The sequence below is a fragment of the Psychroserpens mesophilus genome, from assembly GCF_050617655.1.
Lineage (GTDB): Bacteria > Bacteroidota > Bacteroidia > Flavobacteriales > Flavobacteriaceae > Psychroserpens > Psychroserpens mesophilus_A.
Genome location: NZ_JBODQC010000001.1, coordinates 36894 through 63048, shown reverse-complemented (window position 1 = coordinate 63048; position 26155 = coordinate 36894). Strand labels below are relative to the sequence as shown.

Here is a 26155-nt window from a genome sequence, read left to right as displayed (position 1 = left end):
GTTTAACATCGTAAAGTTAATTTGGTATAAAATATTTTTAAGTTATATTATAAGCAGTTTATGGCTCAAACAAGATTAAATAAAGTATTACGAGAACTCAATATCTCTATTGATCGTGCTGTTGATTTTTTAGAATCAAAAGGTGTCGAAATAGAAAAGAGTCCTAATACTAAAATATCAGAAGACGTTTACACAATTCTTTCCAACGAATTTCAAACTGACGCTAATAAAAAAATGGCGTCGCAAGAAGTTAGTGAAGCAAAACTAAAGGAAAAGGAAGAATTGCGCGAACAGCGTGAGCGTGAGCTGGAAGAAAAGGCTAAAGAAGAAGAGAGGAAGAACAAAGAGGTTGTCAAGGCAAAAGCTGATCTTAGTGGTCCAAAACAAGTTGGGAAAATAGACCTAGATAAGCCTAAAAAAGCTGTAGAACCAAAACCTGAAGCGCCTAAGGAAGTTGCAAAACCAGAAGCAAAAAAGGAAGAGGTTAAAAAAGAAGAAGCGCCTAAAAAAGAAGACAAGAAAGTTGAAAAACCAAAGCTCAAAGAAACGCCTAAAGAAGTCGTTAAAGAAGAGCCTGCAGACGAAACCTTAAAAACACAATATAAAAAGTTATCAGGACCAACAATTGCTGGTGAAAAAATAGACCTTTCTAAATTTAACAAGCCTAAGAAGAAAAAAGAAGACAAGAAACCAGCCGATAATAAGTCTGGTTCTGGAGGTGATTCCAACAAGAAAAAACGCAGACGTATAAGCAAAGGTCCTGGCTCGGGAGGAGACAACAGCTATGGAAATAGAGGTGGAAACCAAAGAGGAGGATATAAAGGAAAAGGTAAGCGTACTAGCACAGTAAAAGAAGAGCCAAGTGCTGAAGAAGTTCAAAAGCAAGTTCGTGAGACCTTAGAAAAACTTCAAGGAAAATCAAGCAAAGGAAAAGGTGCAAAATATAGAAGAGAAAAAAGAGATTTACATAGAGAGCAATCTGAAATCGATCAGAAAATTGAAGATGCAGAAAGTAAAACTCTTAAAGTAACCGAGTTTGTAACTGCAAATGAAGTTGCTACCATGATGAATGTTTCTGTTACTGAAATTATTTCAGCATGTATGTCACTGGGTATGATGGTAACCATGAATCAACGTTTAGATGCTGAAACTTTATCAGTTGTTGCTGACGAATTTGGCTATAAAGTTGATTTTGTAACTACTGATATTGAAGAATCAATTGAAGAAGTTGAAGATAGACCAGAAGACTTAATAACTCGTGCTCCAATCGTTACCGTTATGGGTCACGTAGATCATGGTAAAACATCATTGCTGGATTATATTCGTAAAGAAAATGTAATCGCAGGAGAGTCAGGAGGAATTACACAGCACATTGGTGCTTATGGAGTTCAGTTAGAAGATGGACAAAAAATAGCATTCCTTGATACACCAGGTCACGAGGCTTTTACAGCTATGCGTGCTCGTGGAGCTCAGGTTACCGATTTAGCAATTATTGTGGTTGCTGCCGATGATTCAATCATGCCACAAACAAAAGAAGCAATTGCACATGCTCAAGCAGCAGAAGTACCAATTATTTTTGCGATTAATAAAATAGATAAGCCTGGAGCTAATCCTGAAAAAGTAAAAGAAGGACTGGCACAAATGAATCTTTTAGTTGAAGATTGGGGTGGAAAAATTCAATCTCATGATATCTCAGCTAAAAACGGAACAGGGATTAAAGAATTACTTGAAAAAGTATTGCTAGAAGCAGAATTATTAGAGCTTAAAGCAAATCCAAATAAACTAGCTAGCGGAACAGTTGTTGAAGCCTTTTTAGATAAAGGACGTGGATACGTATCAACAATTCTGGTTCAGGCTGGGACATTAAAAGTTGGTGATTACGTACTTGCTGGAAAAAACAGTGGTAAAGTAAAAGCTATGCATGACGAACGTGGCAAAGAAGTAAAAGAAGCTGGACCTTCAACACCAGTATCAATTTTAGGTCTGGATGGAGCGCCTCAAGCAGGTGATAAGTTTAGCGTGTTTGAAGATGAAAGAGAAGCAAAACAAATTGCTGCAAAACGAACACAACTTCAGCGTGAACAATCGGTCAGAACACAACGTCACATTACATTAGATGAAATTGGTCGTCGTATCGCACTTGGTGATTTCCAAGAACTAAATATCATTCTTAAAGGAGATGTGGATGGTTCTGTTGAAGCATTGACAGATTCATTCCAAAAATTATCTACTGAAGAAATTCAAGTAAACATCATTCATAAAGGTGTTGGAGCGATTACAGAAAGTGATGTGTTATTGGCAACAGCTTCCGACGCAATTATTATTGGTTTTAATGTTAGACCAATGGGTAATGCAAGACAAATTGCTGACAATGAAGAAATAGATATCAGAACATATTCTATTATTTATGATGCTATCAACGATTTAAAAGATGCGATGGAAGGAATGTTGTCTCCAGAACTTAAAGAAGAGATTACAGGATCCGCTGAAATTAGAGAAACCTTTAAGATTTCTAAAATTGGAACGATTGCAGGTTGTATGGTTACTAACGGTAAAATCTACAGAAACTCAGGAATCCGTTTAATACGTGATGGTGTGGTGATACACACAGGAGAATTATCGTCATTAAAGCGTTTTAAAGATGATGTCAAAGAGGTTGCTAAAGGTTACGATTGTGGTATTCAATTAAAAGGATATAACGATATACAAATTGATGATGTTATTGAGGCATTCCAAGAAGTGGAGGTTAAGAAGAAATTGAAATAATTAATCCTTAAGAAACAAAAAAAAAGCGACCATATGGTCGCTTTTTTTTGTTTCTAAGCTATAACTAAAAGAATTATTTTTTATCCTTTTTAGGTTCGAAAATAAAAGCGTTATTATATTTCTTTTTAATTTTTAATAATGCCTTGTCGGCTTCAAGTCTGCTTCTAAAGTTTCCTACCCAAATTTTTGTATTTGGTGAGTCAAATTCCATGCTTACAGGCCATTCATTAAATGAGTTTAAAAAATTCTGTTTTGAGGTTTCTGCGCCAGATCGCGTACCAGAATAAACTTGAATCTTGAATAGATTTACTGTTTTAACATCTTTCTTATACTCTAATAACTTGTCTATATCACTATCTTGATCAATATTAACAGTTCCGTTTTGAGCAAAACCCATTATCGTGAAACTAAAAAAAGCAATTGCTATTCCTGAAAATTTTATCTTATGATTTATCATAACTATGTGATTTAATGCAAAGAAAATGATTTTTTTTTAGTGTGTACATATTTGATTCAATTATATAACTTAATAAAGATTTAAAATATTATTTAGAATCTGTATAAATTAACAATTAACAGTTCACTAACATTTCTAAAATCGACATTATGTCTTATTTTTGCGTGAGATTTTACAAACGTTTTTTTTCAATTTAATTAATGAAAAAATCATACCAAAGTTTAGAAGATAATTCAACTAACACTATGATACAAGTGATTTACCGTAAACTAACAGCAAATTTCCTCAATTTAGGGTTAGTTTTTTTACTCACGATTTCTACATCACTTACTGCTCAGGAAGGTGATCCAGCTAAAGGAAAAACTTTATATAATACAAATTGTGCTTCTTGTCATCAATTAGATAAAAAGATGACTGGACCTGCTTTGCGAAATGTAGAAACTCGTTTAGCAGAAGAACATGGCTTGGATAGAGAATGGTTAAACAAATGGATTAGAAATAGTGCTGGCTTAATTAAATCTGGTGATGCTTATGCAAACCAAATTTTCAATGAGTATAACGGTACAGCAATGACTGCTTTTCCGCAATTATCAGATCAAGATATTTCTGATATTTTGGCATACACTGCAGAACCACCAAAGGAAACTGAGACTCCTGTAGCTGCGTCTGGTAGTGAAACTAGTCAATCTGAAGATGGTGTCTCAAATAAATTAATATTAGGTGCTTTAGCAATTTTATTTGCTTTACTGGCAATGGCTTTAATTTTAGTCCGTAAAACTTTAAACCGTTTTGCTGAAGCTAAAGGGGTTGATATTGTTCAAGAAGACAAAAGCCTTCCTATCTGGAAAGCTTTCGTTCAAAATCAATTTTTAGTTCTTGTGTTTTCAATATTTTTATTATTAGCTAGTGCCTATTTTGTTTATGGTTATATGATGCAAGTTGGAGTTGATCAAGGTTATGAGCCTGTTCAGCCAATTCATTATTCGCACAGAATTCACGCTGGAGATAATGGTATTGATTGTAAATATTGTCACTCTTCGGCTAGAGTAAGTAAGCATTCTGGTATTCCGTCATTAAATATATGTATGAATTGTCATAAGTCTATTTATGAAGTTGCTCCAGAAACACAAGCAGAAGGTATTAACGAATATGGGGTAGATTACAATGCTGAAATTAAGAAGTTATATGCTGCCGTTGGTTGGGATGATGCAGAACAAAAATACACTGGTGAAACACAACCTGTGAAATGGGTAAGAATTCATAATCTTCCTGATTTCGCATACTTTAATCACTCTCAGCACGTGACTGTAGCAGGCGTTCAATGTCAAACATGTCATGGACCAGTTGAAGAAATGGAAGTCATGTATCAATACTCATCTTTAACTATGGGTTGGTGTATTGATTGTCATAGAAAGACTGAAGTTAATGTAAAAGATAATGCGTATTACACCAAAATACATGAGCAATTATCTAAGAAATATGGTGTTGATAAATTGACAGCTGCTCAAATGGGTGGGCTGGAATGCGGAAAATGCCATTACTAATAAGTTTAATAAGAAGTAATTCAATTATATAATATGTCATCAAACAAGAAATACTGGAAAAGTGTTGAAGAGCTAAACCAAAATAGCTCTATTGTTGAGACGCTTAAACAGAATGAATTTGTTAATGAGATTCCTACCGAAGAATTCTTAGGTAATAAAGAGTCTCTAGAATCATCTTCTACTACGCGTCGTGACTTTTTAAAATACGTGGGTTTTAGTACTGCCGCAGCAACATTGGCTGCTTGTGAAGGACCAGTAATTAAGTCTATTCCTTATGTAGTGCAACCTGAGGAAATTATACCTGGAGTTGCTAACTACTATGCAACAACCATTGCTAACGGTTTTGATTTTGCAAGTATATTAGTTAAAACAAGAGAGGGTCGTCCAATTAAAATTGAAAACAATACAATGGCCACTACTAATGGTGGTGCTAATGCCAGAGTTAACGCTTCGGTTTTAGGATTGTATGATATATTAAGAATAAAGTCACCAATAAAAGGAGATTCTGAAATCTCATGGTCAACTTTAGATACTGAAGTAGGTCAGAAATTAGAGGCAATGAAGACTTCTGGAAAGCAAATTGTGTTATTAACACAAACATTTGCAAGTCCTTCGACTTCAAAATTGATTTCTGAGTTTTCTAATACTTATGGCAATGTGCGCCATGTGGTTTATGATGCAGTTTCAGAATCTGCGGCTTTAGATGCTTACCAGGCTAAATATGGTGAGCGTGGATTAGCTAATTATGACTTTTCTAAATCAACGACCATAGTGTCGGTTGGAGCTGATTTCTTAGGAGATTGGCAAGGTGGTGGATTTGATTCTGGTTATGCAAAAGGACGTGTGCCTCAAAATGGTAAAATGTCTCGTCATATTCAGTTTGAATCTAATATGTCTTTATCAGGAGCTAATGCAGACAAACGAGTGCCTTTAACTCCAAGTCAACAAAAACAAGCATTAGCAAAATTATATAGTTTAATAGTTGGTGGCTCTGTGTCTTCAGACTTACCAGAACATATAAATATAGCTGTTCAAAATGCAGCCAACGAATTAAAGAAAGCAGGAAGTAATGGTGTTGTAGTTACTGGTATTCAGGATGTGAATGCTCAGGCTGTTGCTATCGCAATCAATGAATCTTTAAGAAGTAAGGCGTTTGATCCAAAAACACCTATTAAAACAAGACAGGGTAGTACTAAAGATGTAATGGCTTTAGTGAATGATATGAATGCTGGTAAAGTCGGAGCGCTTATCATGAGTGGTGTTAATCCGCTATATACATTGCCAAATGCTGCGGAATTTGCAGAAGGCCTCAAAAAAACTGAATTGTCTGTTGCATTTTCGATGAAAGCAGATGAAACAGCTTCACTTTGTGATTATATTGCAGCTACTCCTCACTACTTAGAATCTTGGGGAGATGTTGAAATGAAAAAAGGTCATTTCAGTATTATGCAACCAACAATCCGTCCATTATTTGATACACGTCAGTTTCAAGAAGCTTTATTAAAGTGGACTGGTAATGATATGACATACCGCGAGTATATTAAAGAGGCTTGGGGAGGTTCAATACTATCCGGAACACCTTTTAACAAAGCGGTTCAGGATGGGGTTTATGTTCCTGGAATGTTTGGGAGTAGACCAGCAGGATCTTCTATCACATCAACAGAAACTTCAACCGAATTAAAAGATAAAAAAGATAGAACGTTTGTAGGTGGTATCATCCATGATGTAGCTGTAGGTGTCGGTCTAAAGGATGAAGATAAAGATGAATATACAACAACGTCATCCTCAACGACAACAAACAGTTCTAATTCTGTTTCTGGTATAGCAGCCATTGATGCAGGAAGTGCAGCAAGAAACCTTGCTTCGTCTGCAAATTCTGAAGGTATGGAGTTGCAACTTTATACAAAAACAGGAATGGGAGATGGTCAACAAGCCAACAACCCATGGTTACAAGAATTTCCAGATCCTATAACTAGAACCTCTTGGGATAACTATTTAACTGTTTCCGCTGCTGATGCTAAATCATTGGACTTAATAAATGAACACGATGCAACAGGTGCTTTAAATGGTAGTTATGCTGATGTTACGGTAAATGGAGTAACGGTTAAAAATATACCTGTAATTATTCAGCCAGGACAGGCTAAAGGATCTATAGGATTATCTTTAGGTTTTGGTAGAACAGCAGGTTTAAAAGATGAAATGAAAACTGGTGTTAACGCTTATCCGTTATATCAGAATTTTAATAACGCTCAAAGCGCAACCATAAATAAAGCAGAAGGAATACACGAGTTTGCATGTGTACAATTGCAAAACACATTAATGGGTCGTGGTGATATCATCAGAGAAACCACCTTAGAAGTTTTCAATACCAAGGATAAAAAGCACTGGAATCCAATACCTATGGTGTCTTTAAACCATGTCGAAACTCCAGTAACATCACCAGAAGTTGATTTATGGGATGAGTTTGACAGATCTATAGGTCACCATTTTAATTTATCTATTGACTTAAATTCATGTACAGGTTGTGGAGCATGTGTTATTGCATGTCACGCTGAAAACAATGTGCCAGTAGTAGGTAAAGAAGAAATTAGACGCAGTCGTGATATGCATTGGTTGCGTATAGATAGATATTATTCATCAGAAGATACGTTTGCTGAAGATGATACGAAGAAAGATGAATTTTCTGGACTTTGGGGAGATAAAGGTTCATTGGGTGGATTTGGAGAAATGGAAAATCCAGCTGATAATCCACAGGTTGCTTTTCAGCCAGTAATGTGTCAGCATTGTAATCACGCACCTTGCGAAACAGTTTGTCCAGTGGCTGCAACGTCACATGGTCGTCAAGGTCAGAATCATATGGCTTACAACCGTTGTGTTGGTACGCGTTATTGTGCAAACAACTGTCCTTACAAAGTAAGACGTTTCAACTGGTTCTTATACGCTCAAAACGATGAATTTGATTACTATATGAATGACGATTTAGGTCGTATGGTATTGAATCCTGATGTTGTGGTTCGTTCTCGTGGTGTGATGGAAAAATGTTCTATGTGTATTCAAAAAACACAAAAAACAATTCTTGATGCTAAACGTGACGGACGAGAAATTAAAGATGGAGAGTTCCAAACCGCATGTTCAGCTGCTTGTAATAATGGAGCGATGGTATTTGGAGATATCAACGATAAAGACAGTAAAGTTGCAAAACTTTTAAAAGATGATCGTATGTATCACTTATTAGAAAGTGTTGGTACTAAGCCAAATGTGCAGTACCATACTAAAGTGAGAAATACAACAGAAGCATAAAAATTAATTAAGAAACAATTATAATAGATTATGGCGTCTCATTACGAAGCACCTATTAGAAGACCCTTAGTTACGGGAGAAAAATCATATCACGATGTATCGATAGATGTGGCAGCTCCAGTTGAAGGAAAAGCAAACAAATCTTGGTGGATTGTATTTTCAATAGCACTTATCGCTTTCCTTTGGGGAATAGGTTGTATTATCTATACAATTTCCACTGGTATCGGAACTTGGGGTTTGAACAAAACCGTTGGTTGGGCTTGGGATATTACTAACTTTGTTTGGTGGGTTGGTATTGGTCACGCAGGAACATTAATTTCTGCAGTACTTTTATTATTCCGTCAAAAATGGAGAATGGCAATTAACCGTTCTGCTGAAGCAATGACAATTTTCTCTGTTGTTCAGGCAGGTTTATTTCCAATCATTCACATGGGGCGACCATGGTTGGGATATTGGGTATTGCCTATTCCAAATCAATTTGGTTCACTTTGGGTTAACTTTAACTCACCTCTACTTTGGGATGTGTTTGCAATCTCAACTTACTTATCGGTGTCATTAGTATTCTGGTGGACAGGTTTACTTCCTGATTTTGCAATGTTACGTGATCGTGCTATAAAACCATTTCAAAAGAAAATTTATGCTTTGTTAAGTTTCGGTTGGTCTGGTAGAGCAAAAGATTGGCAACGTTTTGAAGAAGTATCTTTAGTTCTTGCTGGTTTAGCAACACCTCTTGTACTTTCTGTACATACTATTGTATCTTTTGACTTCGCAACCTCTGTAATTCCAGGTTGGCATACCACAATTTTCCCACCTTATTTTGTTGCTGGTGCAATTTTCTCTGGATTTGCAATGGTAAATACGCTTTTAATCATTATGAGAAAAGTATGTAATCTTGAAGATTATATCACAGTACAACACATCGAGTTAATGAACATAGTCATTATGATTACTGGTTCTATTGTTGGTGTGGCTTACATTACTGAGCTATTCATTGCATGGTATTCTGGTGTTGAATACGAGCAGTATGCATTCCTTAACAGAGCAACTGGGCCTTATGCTTGGGCATATTGGGCAATGATGACTTGTAACGTGTTCTCACCACAGTTTATGTGGTTTAAAAAATTACGTACAAGCATCATGTTTTCTTTCTTTATTTCCATAGTTGTAAATATTGGAATGTGGTTTGAACGTTTTGTTATTATTGTAACATCATTACACAGAGATTATTTACCGTCGTCTTGGACAATGTTCTCACCAACATTTGTTGACATTGGAATTTTTATCGGAACAATTGGATTCTTCTTTGTATTATTCTTATTGTACGCAAGAACATTCCCTGTAATTGCTCAAGCTGAAGTGAAAACAATTCTGAAATCTTCAGGAGAGCGATACAAAAACATTAGAGAACGAGGAGACAGTTTAGTAGGTACAGGTTCTGATGCCAGAACGTCTAACTTGAAAATTGAAGAAACCACAACTGCTAAACGACCATTGCAGGATAAAAAAGAGAAATTAGAAAACTTACTGAAAGGTGTTGGAACTTTTGATGCGACACTACAAACAGCAGATGATTTAAAAGTTATCAATGGTATTGGTCCTAAAATGGAAGAAGTACTTAACGGTATTGGTATTTTTACTTATGCTCAAGTAAGTAAGATGACAAAAAGAGAATATGACTTGTTAGATGATATTACAGGTTCTTTCCCAGGAAGAGCTGAACGTGATGACTGGTCTGGACAAGCTAAAAAATTAATAAACTAAAAATAGTACATGGAAGCTTCAAAAGTAATTCACGCTATTTATACAGATGATGACGTCTTAATGAATGCTGTCAAAAAAGTTAAGGCAGAGAGACATCACATCGAAGAAATATATACGCCTTTTCCTGTTCACGGACTAGACAAAGCTATGGGCTTAGCTCCAACGCGTATTGCAATTGCATCATTTATATATGGATGTATTGGTTTAACTGTTGCTATTGTGATGATGAATTTTATCATGATTGAAGACTGGCCTCAAAATATTGGAGGGAAGCCAAGCTTTAGCTATATAGAAAATATGCCAGCTTTTGTACCTATTATGTTTGAGTTGACAGTATTTTTTGCAGCTCACTTAATGGTAATTACATTTTACTTAAGAAGTAGAATGTGGCCATTTAAAAAAGCTGAAAATCCAGACCCAAGAACTACTGATGATCATTTTCTTATGGAAGTAGCTGTTCATGGCAACGAAAACGAATTGTCAGAGTTATTAAAAGAAACTGGAGCAGTAGAAATTAATTTAATTGATAAAGAGCACTAATTTATTCAGATGAAAAGCTTATTTAAAATAATAGTAATATTAATGATGTTTGCAAGTATTCTTTCGTGTAAGAAAGATACAAGACCAAATTATCAGTTTATGCCAAACATGTATGAACCTGTAGGTTATGAAACCTATGCTGAGTCTGATGCTTTTCCAGGAGGAGTTGAAGCGCAATTACCAGCAGAAGGATCAATACCAAGAGGTGATTTTATGCCTTTCGAAATTGAAAATACGAATGACGGTTACCTTTTGGCTAAACAAACCTTAATGAGTTCTTTAGATTCAACTCAGATTGATTCGGAAAGAGGAAAAGAATTATACGATATTTATTGTGGGATTTGCCATGGTAACAAAGGTAAAGGACAGGGTAAGTTAGTCAAAAGAGAAAAAATTCTAGGTGTGCCTAGTTATGATGATGCCGGAAGAGCTATTACCGAAGGAAGTATTTACCATACAATATACTACGGAAAAAATGCAATGGGCTCTTATGCTAATCAATTAAACGAAGAAGAACGTTGGCAGGTTGTAGATTATGTTTTAAAATTAAAAACGGATCTAGAAAAGTAATTTAGATAAAGATTATATACAGATATGTACACATTTTCAAGTAAATTAAAAATATTTTCTATTGTACTTATTGTTTTAGGTATACTAGGCGTTGCTTATGGCTTTATGACATCTCAAAAATCTTTAGATGAAGTAAAGGAGATGATTGCTCATGAAGAAGCTGGACATCATGGAGCTAGTCATGATGCTGAAACTAAAGCACACGTTGTAGCTGGAGTAGAAGATCATTCAGACAATGCTCATAAAGCTAATGCACACGATGCTTTAGCAGATACTGATCATCACGCTGAAGCACACCACGATGATGAGCATGCCGAACATGTTATGCATCAAATTCATAACAGACCTTATGCAGCTTTGTATGTTGCAGCGTTTTTCTTTTTTATGATAGCACTTGGTGCTCTAGCATTTTACGGTATTCAATGGGCTGCTCAAGCAGGATGGTCTCCAGTTCTCTTTAGAGTTATGGAAGGTATTACAGCTTATGTGTTGCCTGGAGGATTAATAGTATTAGCGATTGCTTTTGTGGCAGATAGCCATTTATTTGTATGGTTAAAAGAAGGAATAACTACTGAAGGTCATGAAAATTACGATGCTTTGGTTGCAGGTAAATCGGATTGGTTAAATAAACCATGGTTTTTTATCAGAGGCTTAATTTTCTTAGGTGGTTGGGTTCTATATAGACAATTTTCAAGAAAGTTCTCTATCGCTCAAGATAATGCTGATATAAATGATAACCGTAACTTTAAGAAAACGTTTCGTATATCAGCTGCATTTCTCGTGTTTTATATCTACACAGAGTCTATGATGTCATGGGACTGGATCATGAGTGTTGATCCTCATTGGTTCTCTACATTATTTGGCTGGTATGTGTTTGCATCTATGTTTGTTAGTGGTATAACTGTAATTGCAATGATTACAATGTACTTAAAATCTAAAGGTCATTTACCATTTGTTAATGACAGTCACTTGCATGATTTAGCAAAATTTATGTTTGCTATTAGTATTTTCTGGACATATTTGTGGTTCTCTCAATTCATGTTAATTTGGTATTCTAACATACCTGAAGAAGTAACATACTTTGTAACACGTTTCCAAGATTACCAATTGCCATTTTTAGGTATGGTAGCTATGAATTTTGTTTTCCCATTACTACTTTTAATGAATAGTGACTATAAACGTATTCCATGGTTTGTTGTAATGGCTGGTATTGTGATTTTATGTGGTCACTATATTGATGTGTTCAACATGATTATGCCTGCAACCGTAGGAGATAGATGGTATATTGGGATACCTGAAATTGGATCCGTAATGCTTTTTGCTGGGATATTTATTTTTGTTGTATTTACTGCGCTTACAAAAGCACCATTACTAGCTAAAGGAAATCCATTCATTAAAGAAAGTGAACATTTCCATTATTAATAAATTAAATAAAGAAGACAAACGACAATGACTGCTTTTTTAACACTTATAATAGTACTTTTTATTGCTATCGCTATATGGCAAATGGTAAAAATATTTGATCTAGCTCAAATAGGTTCAGATAATGATCAAGTAGCTACTGATAAAGATAATACCATTAATGCATATTTAATGATGGGATTCCTTGTCTTTATTTATGCCATCACTATAGCTAGCTTCTGGTATTTAGGAGATTTACCATTAATATCAAATGCTGCTTCAGAACATGGATCAGAGATTGATAACTTAATGATCATCTCAATGATTATCATTTTTATTGTACAAACGTTTACACAGTTTCTCCTGCATTATTTTGCTTATAAGTATAAAGGTGAAAAAGGACGTAAAGCATTATTTTATGCAGATAATAATACATTAGAAGCTATTTGGACTTTTATTCCTGTAGTCGTATTAGCAGGCTTAATTATTTATGGTTTGTTTACATGGACTAGCATAATGAATATCGATGAAAGTGAAGACCCAATAGTTATTGAGTTATATGCTCAGCAATTCAACTGGAAAGCAAGATATGCTGGTGAGGATAATACTTTAGGTATGGCCAACGTGAGATTGATTGATATTGATCGTGCTAACATATTAGGTGTTGATGAATCTGATCCAAATGCCCAAGATGACATTATCACTACTGAACTTCATTTACCTGTTGGCAAACCAGTTTTATTCAAAATGCGTTCTCAAGATGTTTTACATTCAGCTTATATGCCACATTTTAGAGCACAAATGAATTGTGTTCCTGGAATGATCACACAATTTGGATTTACGCCAACTGTAACAACCGCTGAAATGCGTCAAAATCCAGATATTGTTGAAAAAGTGGCTAATATTAATGCTTTGAGATTAGAGAGACAAGACGAAATTGAAGCTAAAGGACAAGAATTATTATATGAGTTTGATTACCTTTTATTATGTAATAAAATTTGTGGTAAATCTCACTATAATATGCAAATGAAGATTATTGTAGAAACCCAAGAGGAATATGATGCTTGGTTAAGTGAGCAAAAAACCTTCAAGAATTCTTTAACTAACTAAAAGATTTAAAAAAAGAAAATAGATTATGTCAGCACACGCAGATACTCACGCACACGACGATCACGGACATCATCATAAAGAGACTTTTGTGACTAAATATATTTTTAGTCAAGATCACAAAATGATTGCCAAACAGTATCTAATAACGGGTACCATCATGGGAGTTATAGGTGTATTAATGTCTATAATGTTTCGTATGCAAATTGCTTGGCCAGAAGAACCTAACGTTCTTTTTGAAGCATTACTTGGAAAATGGGCTCCTGATGGAGTTATGGATGCAGATATTTATCTTGCATTAGTAACAATTCATGGTACCATTATGGTATTCTTTGTATTAACTGCAGGATTAAGTGGAACCTTCAGTAACTTACTTATTCCGCTTCAAATTGGAGCGCGTGATATGGCATCTGGTTTTTTAAATATGGTATCATACTGGTTGTTCTTCTTATCTAGTGTCATCATGATTATTTCGCTATTTGTGGAAGCTGGACCAGCTGCCGCAGGTTGGACAATTTATCCACCTTTAAGTGCCTTGCCTATGGCTCAAGGAGGTTCTGGTATGGGTATGACTTTGTGGCTCGTTTCGATGGCTATATTCATTGCTTCATCATTACTTGGTTCATTAAATTATATAGTAACTGTAATTAATTTACGTACAAAGGGGATGTCTATGACAAGATTGCCATTAACAATTTGGGCTTTCTTCGTAACAGCTATTATTGGTGTAGTATCATTTCCTGTACTTTTATCTGCTGCTTTATTGTTAATTATGGATAGAAGTTTCGGTACATCTTTCTTTTTGTCAGATATATTTATACAAGGGGAAGTATTACATTATCAAGGAGGTTCTCCTGTACTATTTGAACATTTATTCTGGTTCTTAGGGCATCCTGAAGTATATATCGTGATATTACCAGCGATGGGATTAGTTTCTGAAATTATGGCTTCAAACTCTCGTAAACCAATTTTTGGTTATAGAGCAATGATCATGTCAATTTTAGCAATTGCATTCTTATCAACAATTGTTTGGGGTCACCATATGTTTATATCTGGTATGAATCCTTTCTTAGGATCTGTATTTACATTTACAACATTATTGATTGCTATTCCTTCAGCTGTAAAAGCATTTAACTGGATAACCACCATTTGGAAAGGAAACATACAAATGAATCCAGCCATGCTGTTTTCTATAGGATTTGTTTCCACATTTATTACAGGTGGTCTTACCGGTATTATTTTAGGTGATAGTGCTTTAGATATTAACGTACATGATACATATTTCGTAATTGCACATTTCCACTTAGTAATGGGTATATCTGCACTTTACGGAATGTTTGCAGGAATCTATCACTGGTTCCCGAAAATGTTTGGTCGTATGTTGAATAAAAACTTAGGGTATTTACATTTCTGGGTAACGGCAATTTGTGCTTATGGTGTATTCTTTCCAATGCATTTTATAGGTATGGCAGGTTTACCAAGACGTTACTATACAAATTCTAGTTTCCCATTATTTGATGATTTAACTAATGCTAATGTGGTAATTACTCTGTTTGCAATTGTAGGTGGAACTTTTCAATTAGTATATTTATGGAATTTCTTTCATTCTATTTTCTTTGGTAAGAAGGCAGAACAAAATCCTTGGAGATCAACAACGTTAGAATGGACAGCTCCAGTAAAACATATGCATGGTAACTGGCCAGGAGAAATCCCTCATGTTCACCGTTGGTCTTACGATTATAGTAAACCTGGACACGATGTAGATTTTGTTCCTCAAAATGTACCTTTAAAAGAAGGAGAAGAAGAATTACAACATTAACATGTTTTTATAAAAATATTGAAAAGCCTTTCGCAAATAACGAAAGGCTTTTTGTTTATCTTTGCTTGAACTGAATATGTTTCAGTGTCTAAAGACATAGTTTATGAACGAAAACTTAGATCCTACAAATGAGAATTTTTCTCCAGAAGAACTGGATGTAGAAAAAAAACTGAGGCCCTTATCCTTTGATGATTTTACAGGTCAGGATCAAGTATTAGAAAATCTTCAAATTTTTGTTCAAGCTGCCAATCAGAGAGATGAAGCCTTAGACCATACATTGTTTCACGGACCTCCAGGACTTGGAAAAACAACACTTGCTCATATTTTGGCAAGTGAGCTCAGTGTAGGAATTAAAGTGACTTCTGGTCCAGTTCTGGACAAACCAGGTGATTTAGCAGGTTTGTTAACCAATCTCGAAGAGCGTGATGTTTTATTTATTGATGAGATTCACAGGCTCAGTCCAATAGTGGAAGAGTACCTGTATTCGGCTATGGAAGATTTCAAAATTGATATTATGATTGAGTCTGGTCCAAATGCCAGAACTGTTCAAATTAATTTAAACCCTTTTACTCTTGTTGGAGCAACTACCCGTTCTGGATTATTAACATCTCCTATGCGAGCCCGTTTCGGAATTCAAAGCCGTTTACAATATTATAACACCGAATTATTAACCACAATTGTACAACGCAGTGCATCAATTCTTAGTGTTCCAATTACAATGGAAGCTGCAGTTGAAATTGCTGGTAGAAGTCGAGGTACTCCCAGAATTGCCAACGCATTATTACGTCGTGTTAGAGATTTTGCTCAAATAAAAGGCAATGGTAATATCGATATTAAAATCGCAAAGTTTGCTCTAGAAGCTCTCAATGTCGATGCGCATGGTTTAGATGAAATGGATAATAAAATTCTACAAACCATTATCGATAAATTTAAAGGTGGTCCAGTTGGAATTACTACTATTGCGACCGCAGTTAGTGAAAGTCCTGAAACGATTGAAGAAGTCTATGAGCCTTTTCTCATACAGCAAGGGTTCATCATGCGAACACCTCGCGGACGAGAAGTTACAGAGCAAGCATACAAGCATTTGGGAAAAATTAAAGGTCCAACTCAAGGTGGATTATTTTAAAATTATTTAAGTCATTCTGAACTTGTTTCAGAATCTTATTAAACCTTTGAAGTAAACAGTTTTAATGCATTCAAAAAAAGACATTCCTACAGTTTCTTTACCTAAATTTCTAAAGCATTCCTTGGAGATTTTAAAAAACCCGTTACCTTTTCACCATCGAAACTTTAATGAAAAAGGCGATATATTCAGATTAAAAGTTGGTTTTAATTCAGACGTTTTTTTTACCAGAGATACTGCATTTGCACAATATGTCCTTCAGAAAAACCAAAAAAACTATGTCAAATCTAAAATTCAAACAGAAGATTTAGTAAAATATGTAGGTGAAGGCCTATTAACTTCCGAAGGAGAAAAATGGAAGAAGCAACGAAAAATGATGCAACCAGCATTTCATAAAAAGCAACTCGAAACATTGCTAAACGGAATGCAAGACACGATAGTTTCCGAATTTAAAAACATTAAAATAAACGACACAACAGACCTTTTTCCAATTTTGAATGACTTAGCATTTCAAACTGTGGTGAAATCTCTATTTACAAAAGCTGCAAAAGAAACAGATATGGAAAGGCTTCAATTTATTACTGAAGCTAATCAAAAAATGCTTGTTAGAGAATTACGTCAACCATATTTAGGTTGGTGGTTTAAAAGTAGCGGAACTTTAAAGAAGCATTTAGATCTTTCAAAAGAAGCAAGAATTATTTTAAAGGGTATTGTTGATGATAGAAAATCTTCAGGACAACATTATGGTGATTTATTAGATATGCTTTTAGAAACCAGATATGATGATGGCAAAGGGATGACTGAAGAACAACTTATTGATGAAATCTTAATCATTTTTACAGCAGGACATGAAACCACTTCTAATGCCCTCACGTTCACATTTCAGTTACTGGCAAAGCATCCTGAATGGCAAGATAAAATACATGCGGAATGGTTGAATTTAAGTAATGATGCAGATTTAATGACTCGTGTTTCAACATCTAAAGTGTGTCAGCAAGTCCTTGAAGAATCGATGCGATTGTATCCTCCAGCTTATTTTATAGATCGAGTCAATGTGACAGATGATGATTTCAACGGAATGCATTTTAAAGCGGGTTCTAATCTATTGTTTTCGGTTTATGAAATGCATCGTCATCCAGAGTTGTGGGAGCAACCTGAAGCATTTATGCCTGAGCGATTTGATGGAGGTGGACGACAATTTTCTGCTCAATACTTTCCGTTTGGCGCAGGACCAAGAAAATGTATAGGAAACAATTTTGCTATGTTTGAAATGATTATCGCTGTAAGCGAACTCATCTCTAAATTTAAAATTCATGCCGATTTTGAAAGTATTGAAATCACACCATTAATCACTTTGAAACCAAAAAATGCATTTCTAAGATTTGAAGAACGATTGTAATGCTTGATAACAAATCGAAATACAGCCAATTCATTAAAACTGAAGCCAAGCGACTCGGTTTTTTATCGTGTGGTATTTCTAAAGCTGAGTTTTTAGAAACGGAAGCTCCAAGACTTGAAAAATGGCTTAAGTCTAATGCACATGGTGAAATGCGTTATATGGAAAACCATTTTGATAAACGACTTGATCCTACTAAGCTGGTTGAAGGTTCTAAAAGTGTTGTTTCTTTATTATTAAACTACTATCCGCAAGAAACTCAAAATGAAAACACGTTTAAGGTGTCTAAATATGCTTACGGTACAGACTATCATTTTATTATTAAAGATAAGCTAAAACAGTTGCTACATTCAATTCAAGACGAAATTGGTGACGTTCATGGTCGCGCATTTGTAGATTCGGCTCCAGTGTTAGATAAAGCTTGGGCTGCTAAATCGGGTTTGGGTTGGATTGGAAAGCACAGCAATCTTCTCACGCAGCAAGTTGGTTCGTTTTATTTTATTGCAGAATTAATTATCGATTTGGAATTGGAATACGATTACGCAGTGACCGATCATTGCGGAACGTGTACAGCCTGCATTGATGCCTGTCCTACAGAAGCCATTACTGAGCCTTACGTGGTAGATGGAAGTAAATGCATTTCCTATTTTACAATTGAATTAAAAGACAATATTCCTTCAGAGTTTAAAGGCCAGTTTGATGACTGGATGTTTGGTTGTGATGTATGTCAGGATGTTTGTCCGTGGAACCGTTTTTCAAAATCTCATAGTGAGCCTTTATTCAATCCACATCCTGAATTATTAGCAATGACTAAAAGCGATTGGGAAGAAATTACCAAAGAAACTTTTAATCAGGTATTTAAAAACTCAGCTGTAAAACGTACCAAGTTTGAAGGTTTACAACGGAATATTAAGTTTTTAAAATCTTAGCTTTAGTAGAATCTCTTTTTACTAGTGCAGTTTCTAATTCAATAATTTTTGGGTTTACTTCTTTTCCTTTTTTTGAAGCTTTTAATTCTTTATACAATTGCTTAAAAGCCATTTTTCCCATTTCATATCCAGGTTGGTCAATAGTAGATAACGAAGGTGTAATAGCTGAAGACATAAACCAATTACTAAAACCAACTATTGAAATATCTTCTGGAATTTTCACTCCTAATCTATTAAATTCAGTAATCGCTCCAATAGCAACCATATCTGTATTTATAAAAATCCCATCTACATCATTATGATCTTTGATTAATTGTGCTGCATTTTTTTTGCCTTCCTCAAAGCTCTTATCACTACAATCACATATATATACTAAACTTGGGTCATAAGCCAAATTGTTATCTATTAGAGCCTTTTTATACCCAAGAAACCTATCAATAGAGTTTTGTGGTAATAAAGGACCTCTAAAATGGGCGATACGTTTGCAACCGATATCAATTAAGTGTTGAGTTGCAGTATATGCCGCTTTTCTATCATCTATAATAACTTTTGAGCAGTTTACAATTTTAGCAATTTTATCAAACATAACTATAGGTTTGCCTTGATCAATAACATCAGTAAGATGTTTAAAATCTGAAGTGCCATTAGCTAACGAAATTAAGATGCCATCAACATGTTTGCTTAATAGCAAATCAATTTGCTTTTTTTCAAGTTCAAAAGATTCATTAGATTGTAAAATAATAACAAGATATCCTTTTCTTTCAGCTTGAGAGATTATACCTTTAATTACTGTGGAAAAGAAGTGGTGTACAACTTCAGGAATAATTAATCCAATAGTTTTTGATTCTTTGGTTCTAAGGTTAACTGCAAATGAATTCGGCCTGTAATTTAATTGAGTTGCTGTTTCTCGAACCAGTTTTCTGGTTTTTTTACTAACATCAGGATAATCTTTTAATGCTTTTGAAACCGTAGTTATCGAAATATCTAAAGTTTCGGCAATTTCTTTTAGTGTAACTGGTTTCAAAATGTCAAAATTTTAATCGCAAAATAATAAAAATAAATGAAATCGAAAACGTTTTCGATTCACCGAAAACGTTTTCGATTTATGAAATTCTCTAAAAAAGAAATATTAAATATAGATTCGGTAAAAATTAACCACTATAATTATCAAATTATTAAAATAGACTAAAAATGATTACAACTAAAAAATGTTACAGTTTATTGCTAATGCTAATGATTTCGATATCTGCTGTTTTCGCTCAGTCGAAAATCTCAGGTAGTATTACTGACAGTGCAGGTATTCCTTTAGCAGGAGTTAATGTTATTATTGAAGGAACGACTCAAGGAGCAGTTTCAGACTTTGATGGAAATTATACCATTGCAAATGTAGAAAACGGAACATATACGTTAAATGCAACGTATTTAGGTTTCTCTAAGTTTTCTCAAAGTGTTACAATTAATAACGAAGACGTTATTATTAATATTTCAATGGCTGAAGATGCAGAATCTTTAGATCAAATTATTGTAACTGGTGTTACTAATCCAAAATCAAGAATAGAATCGAGTGTTTCTGTAACAACAATGCGACCAGATGTTATTGAACAATCTGCGCCAAGAACTACAGCTGAAATTTTCAGAACTATTCCTGGTATCCGTTCAGAGTCTTCTGGAGGTGAAGGAAATTCTAATATAGCTGTTCGTGGTGTTCCAGTTTCATCTGGTGGATCTAAATATGTTCAGTTACAAGAAGATGGGTTACCAGTTTTACTGTTTGGTGATATGTCTTTTGCTACAGCAGATATATTTACGAGATATGATTCAAATATTTCTAGAATTGAAGCTATTAGAGGTGGTTCGGCATCAACGTTGTCGTCAAATTCACCAGGTGCAATTATTAACTTAATTAGTAAGACTGGTAAAACTGAAGGTGGTTCTATAGCAACTTCATTTGGATTAGATTATGGAAATTTCAGAACAGATTTCGAATATGGAGCTCCAATAGCCGAAGGACTTTACTTTCATATGGGTGGTTTTTACAGAGTTGGTGAAGGTATTCGTGATGCAGGTTATACTGCTAATAATGGTGGACAATTCAAATTTAATTTTACTAAAGAATTTGATAAAGGTTATGTGAGATTATATGCTAAATATTTAAATGATAGAGCTATTGCCTATTTACCAAATCCAATTCAAGTAACAGGAACCAATGCTGATCCTAATTTTGAAAATGTGCCAAATTTTGATGCAAATAATCAAACCTTACATACACCATACTTATCTCAAAATGTTGGTCTTGGAGAAAGTGGACAATTAAGAAGATCAAATGTTAGTGATGGAATGAATCCAATTTCTACATCAGTAGGTATGGAAGCGTCTTTTGATCTTGGTGATGGATTTAAAATTAAAAACAATGGAAGGTTCTCATTTAATAAAGGTGGTTTTAATTCTCCTTTTCCAGCCAGTGTTTCAACTGTATCAGATTTCTTAGCTGGTGATTTTGCTACAGATAATGGATATGATTCTTTAGTTTATGCTAATGGAGATGGAGCAGTGCCTTCAAATTCACTAATAGCTCCAGTGGTACTTTTCGATACCCAATTAAATAATTTCAACAACTTTATGAATGACATTCGTTTAACAAAGTCATTTGATAATATTGATGTAACTGTTGGTTATTTTAAAGGAATCCAAAACGTATCCATGTCATGGTTGTGGAATTCTTACTTATTAGAGGCACGAGGTGATGATGCAAGATTAATTGATGCTGTAGATGCTGGTGGAAACACTTTATCTACTAATGGATTAGTTGGTTATGGAGCTGCTTTTTTCGGAAATTGTTGTCAGCGTAGTTATGATACAAGATATAATACATCTGCACCTTATTTAGCAGTAGCTATTGAAGTTTCAGAGAAATTAAACTTTGATGCTAGTGTTCGATACGATAAAGGTAAAGTAGACGGTTCGTTTGCTGGACCAGTGACTTCAGTTAATGACATAAATAACGATGGTGACATTTCACTACCAGAGCAAACGGTTCAATCTATAGATTTAGCTAATCCAACTACAGTAAATTATGAATATGATTATGTTTCTTTTTCATTAGGAGCTAATTATTTATTAAATGATGACCAAGCTATTTTTGCTCGTTATAGTAGAGGTGGTTCAGCTAAAGCAGATCGTATTTTATTTGCTGGTTTAGACTATACAAATAGTGATAGAATAAATGCACTAGATTTTATAAATCAAGCAGAAATTGGATACAAAAGAGGATTTGAAAAAGGATCACTTTATGCAACTGTCTTTTTCGCTAAAACAGTTGAAGAAGGAGGATTTGAAGCTACTTCTAATAGCATTATAGAAAATGATTACAAATCTATTGGTATTGAAATAGAAGGTTCTTACAGATTTAGCGAATCTTTTGATATTAGAGGTGGATTAACCTTTACAGATGCTGAAATTGATTCAGGAGATAATGCTGGTAACACACCAAGAAGACAACCAGACTTTATTTATAATTTTATTCCTACGTTTAACTTCGGAAAAACAAATCAGAATTCATTTGGTTTAAGTTTTATAGGTCAAAGTAAAGCTTATGCTCAAGATTCGAATGAGTTAGTATTACCAGGTTTTGTAATCATTAATAGCTTTGTTAACTTGGGAATAACAGACAACCTAAAAGCTAATCTTTCAGCTAACAATATTTTTGATTCTTTAGGTATCACTGAATCTGAAGAAGGAAGTATTGTTGAAGGACAAACAAATTATTTAAGAGTTAGACCAGTTCCTGGAAGATCAATTTCTTTGGGACTTAACTATAGTTTCTAATAAATTTTAATTAAGTGTTAACAAAATTTATTGAGTTTTAAGTTGATTTGAGTTGAGAGTCAATGCCTTTTAATAGCATTGGCTCTTTTTTCACAAAAATTAAGTTACATTACTTAATATTAAAACGTTTTAAAACATAAGGCTATGCTAAAAAAACCAAAATTAAGCTTCTGGCAAATTCTGAATATGAATGTTGGATTTTTTGGAATTCAGTATAGTTTTGGATTACAACAAAGTGCAGTAACTCCAATTTATGATTTTTTAGGAGCAAGTCCTGATCAAATTCCTATTTTACATCTCGCAGGACCAGTAACAGGTTTATTAGTTCAGCCTATCATTGGAGCATTAAGCGACAAAACATGGAGTCCGAAATTAGGAAGGCGTAAACCATTTTTCTTAATTGGAGCTATTCTGTGTAGTTTAACTTTAATAGCATTTCCGTTTAGTAGTTCTCTTTGGATGGCAGCAGGTTTGTTATGGATTTTAGATGCTGGAAATAATACAGCAATGGAACCTTACAGAGCTTTGATTGCAGATAAATTGAATGAAGAACAACAACCTTTAGGTTTTCAGATGCAAAGTTTCTTTACAGGATTAGGACAAGTATTAGCTAATGTATCATTGTTTGTTTTTCCATTAATTTTTATTGGAATGACTGGTTCCTTGCCAACTTGGGTTTATGCTTCATTTTTTTTAGGTGCATTTTGTTCTATAGCTTCGATTTTATGGAGCATCAGCAAAACAAAAGAAATCCCTCCAACAGCTGAAGAATTAGAAAAACTCAGAGAGAAAAGGAGTGTTTTTGAACCACTAATAGAAATTTTCTCAGCCATTAAAGATATGCCAAAGGTGATGTGGCAATTGGCTTTAGTGTATTTATTTCAATGGTATGCGTTATTCTGTTATTGGCAGAACTCTTCAAAAAGTGTTGCGCTTTCAGTGTGGAACGTAACTCCAGAAAATAAGGAAGTCTATAGCGAAGCTGTAAGTTGGACAGGTTTAGTTAATGGCTGGTATAATGTAGTCACTTTTTTAGTTGCTTTTGCTCTTGTAGGATTTGCTAAAAAGTACAGCGCAAAAAAAGTACACGCGTTTTGTTTACTTATTGCTGCAATTGGATTTCTAGCCTTTCCACATATTGAAAATAAAAACTTACTATTCTTCGCAATTACAGGATTTGGAATTGGATGGGCAAGTATGATGGGAATACCATATTTAATGGTGGTTTCAGATATTCCAAAGGAAAGATATGGAGTTTACATGGGAATTATAAATATGATGATTGTTCTACCTATGATTCTACAAACGCTATCGTTTGGTTATGTGTTAAAACATTTTTTAAATAATGATCCGCGAATGGCAATTTCATTTGCAGGAGTTCTTTTAATTATTAGTGCGATTTTAACATTATTTATTAAAACTAAAAAAGCACCAAACAATATAATCGCTACACCAATAGGTCACTAATTTTAATATTAAATTATTTATGAAAAACATAGATATTCTATGCGTTGGAGAAGTTTTAATTGATTTTATAGGTCATCAATCAGAAGTATTGATAAACGACACTAGAGATTACCATAGATATTTAGGTGGTTCACCAACAAATGTAGCTATGAATTCTTCGAGGTTAGGATTGCATGCAGCTATGGTTGCAACTGTTGGAGATGATGGTTTTGGAGATTATATCTTTAAAAGATTTCATGAAGTTGGTGTAAATACAGATAGCGTTAAAATAATTAAAAACAAACCTACAAGTGTCATATTTGTTTCTAGGTCAGAAACCACTCCAGATTTCATACCTTTTAGAGAAGCAGATGCAGAAATTATTGAAGATCAAATTTCCAAAGATATTTTATCTAAAACGACAATTTTTCATACCACTTGTTTTGCTTTAAGTAAAAAACCTGCTCAAACTACAATAATTAAAAAAGCAGAAGAAGCGTTTCGTCTTGGTAGCCAATTGAGTATAGATTTAAATTATTCTAATAAATTATGGAATAGTAAAGAGGAAGCATTAAATGTTTTAAAAGAGTATTGCAAGTTCAATCCTTTAATTAAAATAAGTGAAGACGATTTAATTCGACTTTTTGACAAGAACATGTCTCACAAACAAATGTTTGAATTTTTTCATGACGAAGGAGTTGATATGGTATGTTTAACTTTAGGTTCAAAAGGTGTGAAGTTATCTCAGAAAAATAAAAAAATAATAGAAATGCCTGCTATCAAAATCGAAAAAGTAATGGATGCAACAGGAGCAGGAGATGCCTTCTGGTCAGGCTTTTTGTTTGCTTACATTAAGAAAAAACCTTTAGAGAAATGCTTAGAAGTTGCTTTAAAACTTGCTGCTCTTAAACTGCAAAATGTTGGTAGATTACCTGATAATATCAATATACTTTCTAAACTATTATAGTAGAATTAAATTAAAACCACTCAGTAATGAGCCTAGTATATAACAAATCAATTGAATTATTATTTAAATGTTCTTCCGAAGATGGATTTCTGGCGAGTGCACAAAATATTTCTAATTATAAAAGGGTTTGGGCACGAGATGGTGTTATCTGTGGCTTAGCTGCTTTAGCTTCAGGAAATGAAGAGCTTATTCAAATTTTTAAAAAAACCATAGAAACCTTAGCTGCTCATCAACACAAGATAGGAACTGTCCCTTCTAATGTTAGTATTCAAAATAATGATATAGATGTCAGTTATGGTGGTTTAGCAGGTAGAGTAGATGCCGTAACGTGGTTTGTTATAGGAGTTTGTCAATATGCGTATTGTAAAAAGGAGGATTCATTTATTGATAAATACAAGTCTAATATCGAAAAATGCTTCACACTTTTAGAAGCTTGGGAGTTTAATAATAAACATTTATTATACGTGCCTTTGTCTGGCAATTGGGCTGATGAATACATAACTGATGGCTATGTTCTATATGATCAACTACTCAGATTATGGGCTTTAAAAAGTTATAATCATTTTGTGAAGAGCGATAGCATATCGAATAAGATTGAAAACATAAAAGAACAGATTCAAATTAACTTTTTTCCTGATTCTGGCGGAGAAAAATTTCATGAAAAAGCATATAACGAAGTTAAATTTAAAGATTATTTGCCTTGTTCTTTCTCTCCTTCAGGATATAAAATTCAATTTGATGCCTTTGCGAATGCTTTAGCTGTGATGTTGAATATAGGTGATGAAGATTTTCAAGATAGACAAATGAATTTTGCATTCAACTTGGCCTCAGAAACAAAATTAGGAATGCTTCCAGCGTTTTGGCCACCTATATCAGAAGATGATGAACACTGGAACTTATTAAAAAACAATTGTAAATACGAATTTAGAAATTATCCAAACGAATTTCATAATGGAGGAAGTTGGTCAATGGTCAATGGTTTTTTTGGTTTAGCACTATTTTCAAAAAATAAAATACAACAAACTGATTTTATTCTGGAAAAAATTAATAATGCGAATGAGATCTCCGATTTTTCTTTTTATGAGAATTTCAATACAAAAACTAGAGAGCCTAACGGAGTACCTTATTGTGCTTGGAGTGCAGCAGCAGGAGTTTTATTACATCAAACAAGGTATAGTGATTTTAAACTTTTAATTTAATTTAG

General features: G+C 34.2%; 18 protein-coding genes. 16 read left to right on the top strand and 2 right to left on the bottom strand.

Features of this window, described 5'->3' with window-relative positions; translation table 11 throughout:
• Positions 1 to 60: 60 nt before the first annotated feature.
• A complete protein-coding gene (infB, locus tag ACRHNM_RS00235) occupies positions 61 to 2766 on the top strand; it encodes a translation initiation factor IF-2 (RefSeq protein WP_431132473.1) in 2706 nt (901 codons plus the stop codon).
• 73 nt (positions 2767 to 2839) lie between these two features.
• Here the strand turns inward: infB and ACRHNM_RS00230 are convergent, their stop codons facing one another.
• Positions 2840 to 3223, bottom strand: a complete 384-nt coding sequence (locus ACRHNM_RS00230; RefSeq protein ID WP_431132471.1) for an SPOR domain-containing protein — start codon at positions 3221 to 3223, stop codon at positions 2840 to 2842.
• Positions 3224 to 3468: 245 nt separating this feature from the next.
• Here ACRHNM_RS00230 and ACRHNM_RS00225 point away from each other — a divergent pair, with 245 nt between their 5' ends.
• The 11 genes from ACRHNM_RS00225 to queG all read left to right on the top strand — a co-directional run bounded on the left by ACRHNM_RS00225 (position 3469) and on the right by queG (position 18713).
• Positions 3469 to 4767, top strand: coding sequence for a c-type cytochrome (locus ACRHNM_RS00225; RefSeq protein ID WP_431133988.1), 1299 nt, complete (start codon positions 3469 to 3471; stop codon positions 4765 to 4767).
• Between the two features lie 33 nt (positions 4768 to 4800).
• Positions 4801 to 8067 (top strand): TAT-variant-translocated molybdopterin oxidoreductase, encoded by a 3267-nt coding sequence (locus ACRHNM_RS00220; protein ID WP_431132469.1) that lies wholly within the window; start codon positions 4801 to 4803, stop codon positions 8065 to 8067.
• Positions 8068 to 8097: 30 nt separating this feature from the next.
• The gene (gene nrfD, locus ACRHNM_RS00215; RefSeq protein ID WP_431132467.1) at positions 8098 to 9828 is read left to right on the top strand and encodes an NrfD/PsrC family molybdoenzyme membrane anchor subunit; all 1731 of its coding nucleotides are present in this window, start codon (positions 8098 to 8100) and stop codon (positions 9826 to 9828) included.
• Positions 9829 to 9837: 9 nt separating this feature from the next.
• Positions 9838 to 10368: a DUF3341 domain-containing protein gene (locus tag ACRHNM_RS00210; RefSeq protein ID WP_431132465.1), complete on the top strand. Its 531-nt coding sequence runs from the start codon at positions 9838 to 9840 to the stop codon at positions 10366 to 10368.
• Between the two features lie 9 nt (positions 10369 to 10377).
• A complete protein-coding gene (locus ACRHNM_RS00205; RefSeq protein ID WP_431132463.1) occupies positions 10378 to 10938 on the top strand; it encodes a c-type cytochrome in 561 nt (186 codons plus the stop codon).
• Positions 10939 to 10962: 24 nt separating this feature from the next.
• Positions 10963 to 12360 carry a quinol:cytochrome C oxidoreductase gene (locus ACRHNM_RS00200; protein WP_431132461.1) on the top strand — a complete coding sequence of 466 codons (1398 nt, stop codon included), beginning with the start codon at positions 10963 to 10965 and terminating at the stop codon, positions 12358 to 12360.
• Positions 12361 to 12387: 27 nt separating this feature from the next.
• The gene (locus tag ACRHNM_RS00195; protein ID WP_431132459.1) at positions 12388 to 13449 is read left to right on the top strand and encodes a cytochrome c oxidase subunit II; all 1062 of its coding nucleotides are present in this window, start codon (positions 12388 to 12390) and stop codon (positions 13447 to 13449) included.
• 25 nt (positions 13450 to 13474) lie between these two features.
• Positions 13475 to 15265, top strand: coding sequence for a cytochrome c oxidase subunit I (locus ACRHNM_RS00190; RefSeq protein ID WP_431132457.1), 1791 nt, complete (start codon positions 13475 to 13477; stop codon positions 15263 to 15265).
• A gap of 103 nt (positions 15266 to 15368) precedes the next feature.
• Entirely contained in the window at positions 15369 to 16391 is a 1023-nt protein-coding gene (ruvB, locus tag ACRHNM_RS00185; RefSeq protein ID WP_431132455.1) for a Holliday junction branch migration DNA helicase RuvB, read from the top strand.
• A gap of 64 nt (positions 16392 to 16455) precedes the next feature.
• Positions 16456 to 17787, top strand: a complete 1332-nt coding sequence (locus ACRHNM_RS00180) for a cytochrome P450 (RefSeq protein WP_431132453.1) — start codon at positions 16456 to 16458, stop codon at positions 17785 to 17787.
• On the top strand, positions 17787 to 18713 hold the full coding sequence (queG, locus tag ACRHNM_RS00175; protein WP_431132451.1) for a tRNA epoxyqueuosine(34) reductase QueG: 927 nt from the start codon (positions 17787 to 17789) through the stop codon (positions 18711 to 18713). Before ACRHNM_RS00180 ends, queG begins: the two co-directional genes overlap by 1 nt.
• On the opposite strand, the gene ACRHNM_RS00170 is transcribed toward queG, so the two are convergent.
• Positions 18694 to 19737, bottom strand: a complete 1044-nt coding sequence (locus ACRHNM_RS00170; protein WP_431132449.1) for a LacI family DNA-binding transcriptional regulator — start codon at positions 19735 to 19737, stop codon at positions 18694 to 18696. The two genes, queG and ACRHNM_RS00170, sit on opposite strands and share 20 nt — an antisense overlap.
• 167 nt (positions 19738 to 19904) lie before the next feature.
• Here ACRHNM_RS00170 and ACRHNM_RS00165 point away from each other — a divergent pair, with 167 nt between their 5' ends.
• The 4 genes from ACRHNM_RS00165 to ACRHNM_RS00150 all read left to right on the top strand — a co-directional run bounded on the left by ACRHNM_RS00165 (position 19905) and on the right by ACRHNM_RS00150 (position 26150).
• The gene (locus ACRHNM_RS00165) at positions 19905 to 22538 is read left to right on the top strand and encodes a TonB-dependent receptor (protein ID WP_431132447.1); all 2634 of its coding nucleotides are present in this window, start codon (positions 19905 to 19907) and stop codon (positions 22536 to 22538) included.
• Positions 22539 to 22682: 144 nt separating this feature from the next.
• Positions 22683 to 24005, top strand: coding sequence for an MFS transporter (locus ACRHNM_RS00160; RefSeq protein ID WP_431132445.1), 1323 nt, complete (start codon positions 22683 to 22685; stop codon positions 24003 to 24005).
• Between the two features lie 19 nt (positions 24006 to 24024).
• Positions 24025 to 24951 carry a carbohydrate kinase family protein gene (locus ACRHNM_RS00155; protein ID WP_431132443.1) on the top strand — a complete coding sequence of 309 codons (927 nt, stop codon included), beginning with the start codon at positions 24025 to 24027 and terminating at the stop codon, positions 24949 to 24951.
• 26 nt (positions 24952 to 24977) lie between these two features.
• Complete coding sequence (locus tag ACRHNM_RS00150; protein WP_431132441.1) at positions 24978 to 26150, top strand: glycoside hydrolase 100 family protein; 1173 nt, start codon at positions 24978 to 24980, stop codon at positions 26148 to 26150.
• Positions 26151 to 26155: the final 5 nt, after the last annotated feature.

Excerpts from the sequence above, each read along its gene's own strand:
- ACRHNM_RS00180 (WP_431132453.1), top strand. The coding sequence starts at position 16,456 with ATGCATTCAAAAAAAGACATTCCTACAGTTTCTTTACCTAAATTTCTA.
- ACRHNM_RS00165 (WP_431132447.1), top strand. The coding sequence starts at position 19,905 with ATGATTACAACTAAAAAATGTTACAGTTTATTGCTAATGCTAATGATT.
- queG (WP_431132451.1), top strand. The coding sequence starts at position 17,787 with ATGCTTGATAACAAATCGAAATACAGCCAATTCATTAAAACTGAAGCC.
- ACRHNM_RS00225 (WP_431133988.1), top strand. The coding sequence starts at position 3,469 with ATGATACAAGTGATTTACCGTAAACTAACAGCAAATTTCCTCAATTTA.
- ACRHNM_RS00195 (WP_431132459.1), top strand. The coding sequence starts at position 12,388 with ATGACTGCTTTTTTAACACTTATAATAGTACTTTTTATTGCTATCGCT.
- ACRHNM_RS00160 (WP_431132445.1), top strand. The coding sequence starts at position 22,683 with ATGCTAAAAAAACCAAAATTAAGCTTCTGGCAAATTCTGAATATGAAT.
- ACRHNM_RS00190 (WP_431132457.1), top strand. The coding sequence starts at position 13,475 with ATGTCAGCACACGCAGATACTCACGCACACGACGATCACGGACATCAT.
- ACRHNM_RS00155 (WP_431132443.1), top strand. The coding sequence starts at position 24,025 with ATGAAAAACATAGATATTCTATGCGTTGGAGAAGTTTTAATTGATTTT.
- ACRHNM_RS00205 (WP_431132463.1), top strand. The coding sequence starts at position 10,378 with ATGAAAAGCTTATTTAAAATAATAGTAATATTAATGATGTTTGCAAGT.
- nrfD (WP_431132467.1), top strand. The coding sequence starts at position 8,098 with ATGGCGTCTCATTACGAAGCACCTATTAGAAGACCCTTAGTTACGGGA.
- ACRHNM_RS00220 (WP_431132469.1), top strand. The coding sequence starts at position 4,801 with ATGTCATCAAACAAGAAATACTGGAAAAGTGTTGAAGAGCTAAACCAA.
- ACRHNM_RS00210 (WP_431132465.1), top strand. The coding sequence starts at position 9,838 with ATGGAAGCTTCAAAAGTAATTCACGCTATTTATACAGATGATGACGTC.
- ACRHNM_RS00150 (WP_431132441.1), top strand. The coding sequence starts at position 24,978 with ATGAGCCTAGTATATAACAAATCAATTGAATTATTATTTAAATGTTCT.
- infB (WP_431132473.1), top strand. The coding sequence starts at position 61 with ATGGCTCAAACAAGATTAAATAAAGTATTACGAGAACTCAATATCTCT.
- ACRHNM_RS00200 (WP_431132461.1), top strand. The coding sequence starts at position 10,963 with ATGTACACATTTTCAAGTAAATTAAAAATATTTTCTATTGTACTTATT.
- ACRHNM_RS00230 (WP_431132471.1), bottom strand. The coding sequence starts at position 3,223 with ATGATAAATCATAAGATAAAATTTTCAGGAATAGCAATTGCTTTTTTT.
- ruvB (WP_431132455.1), top strand. The coding sequence starts at position 15,369 with ATGAACGAAAACTTAGATCCTACAAATGAGAATTTTTCTCCAGAAGAA.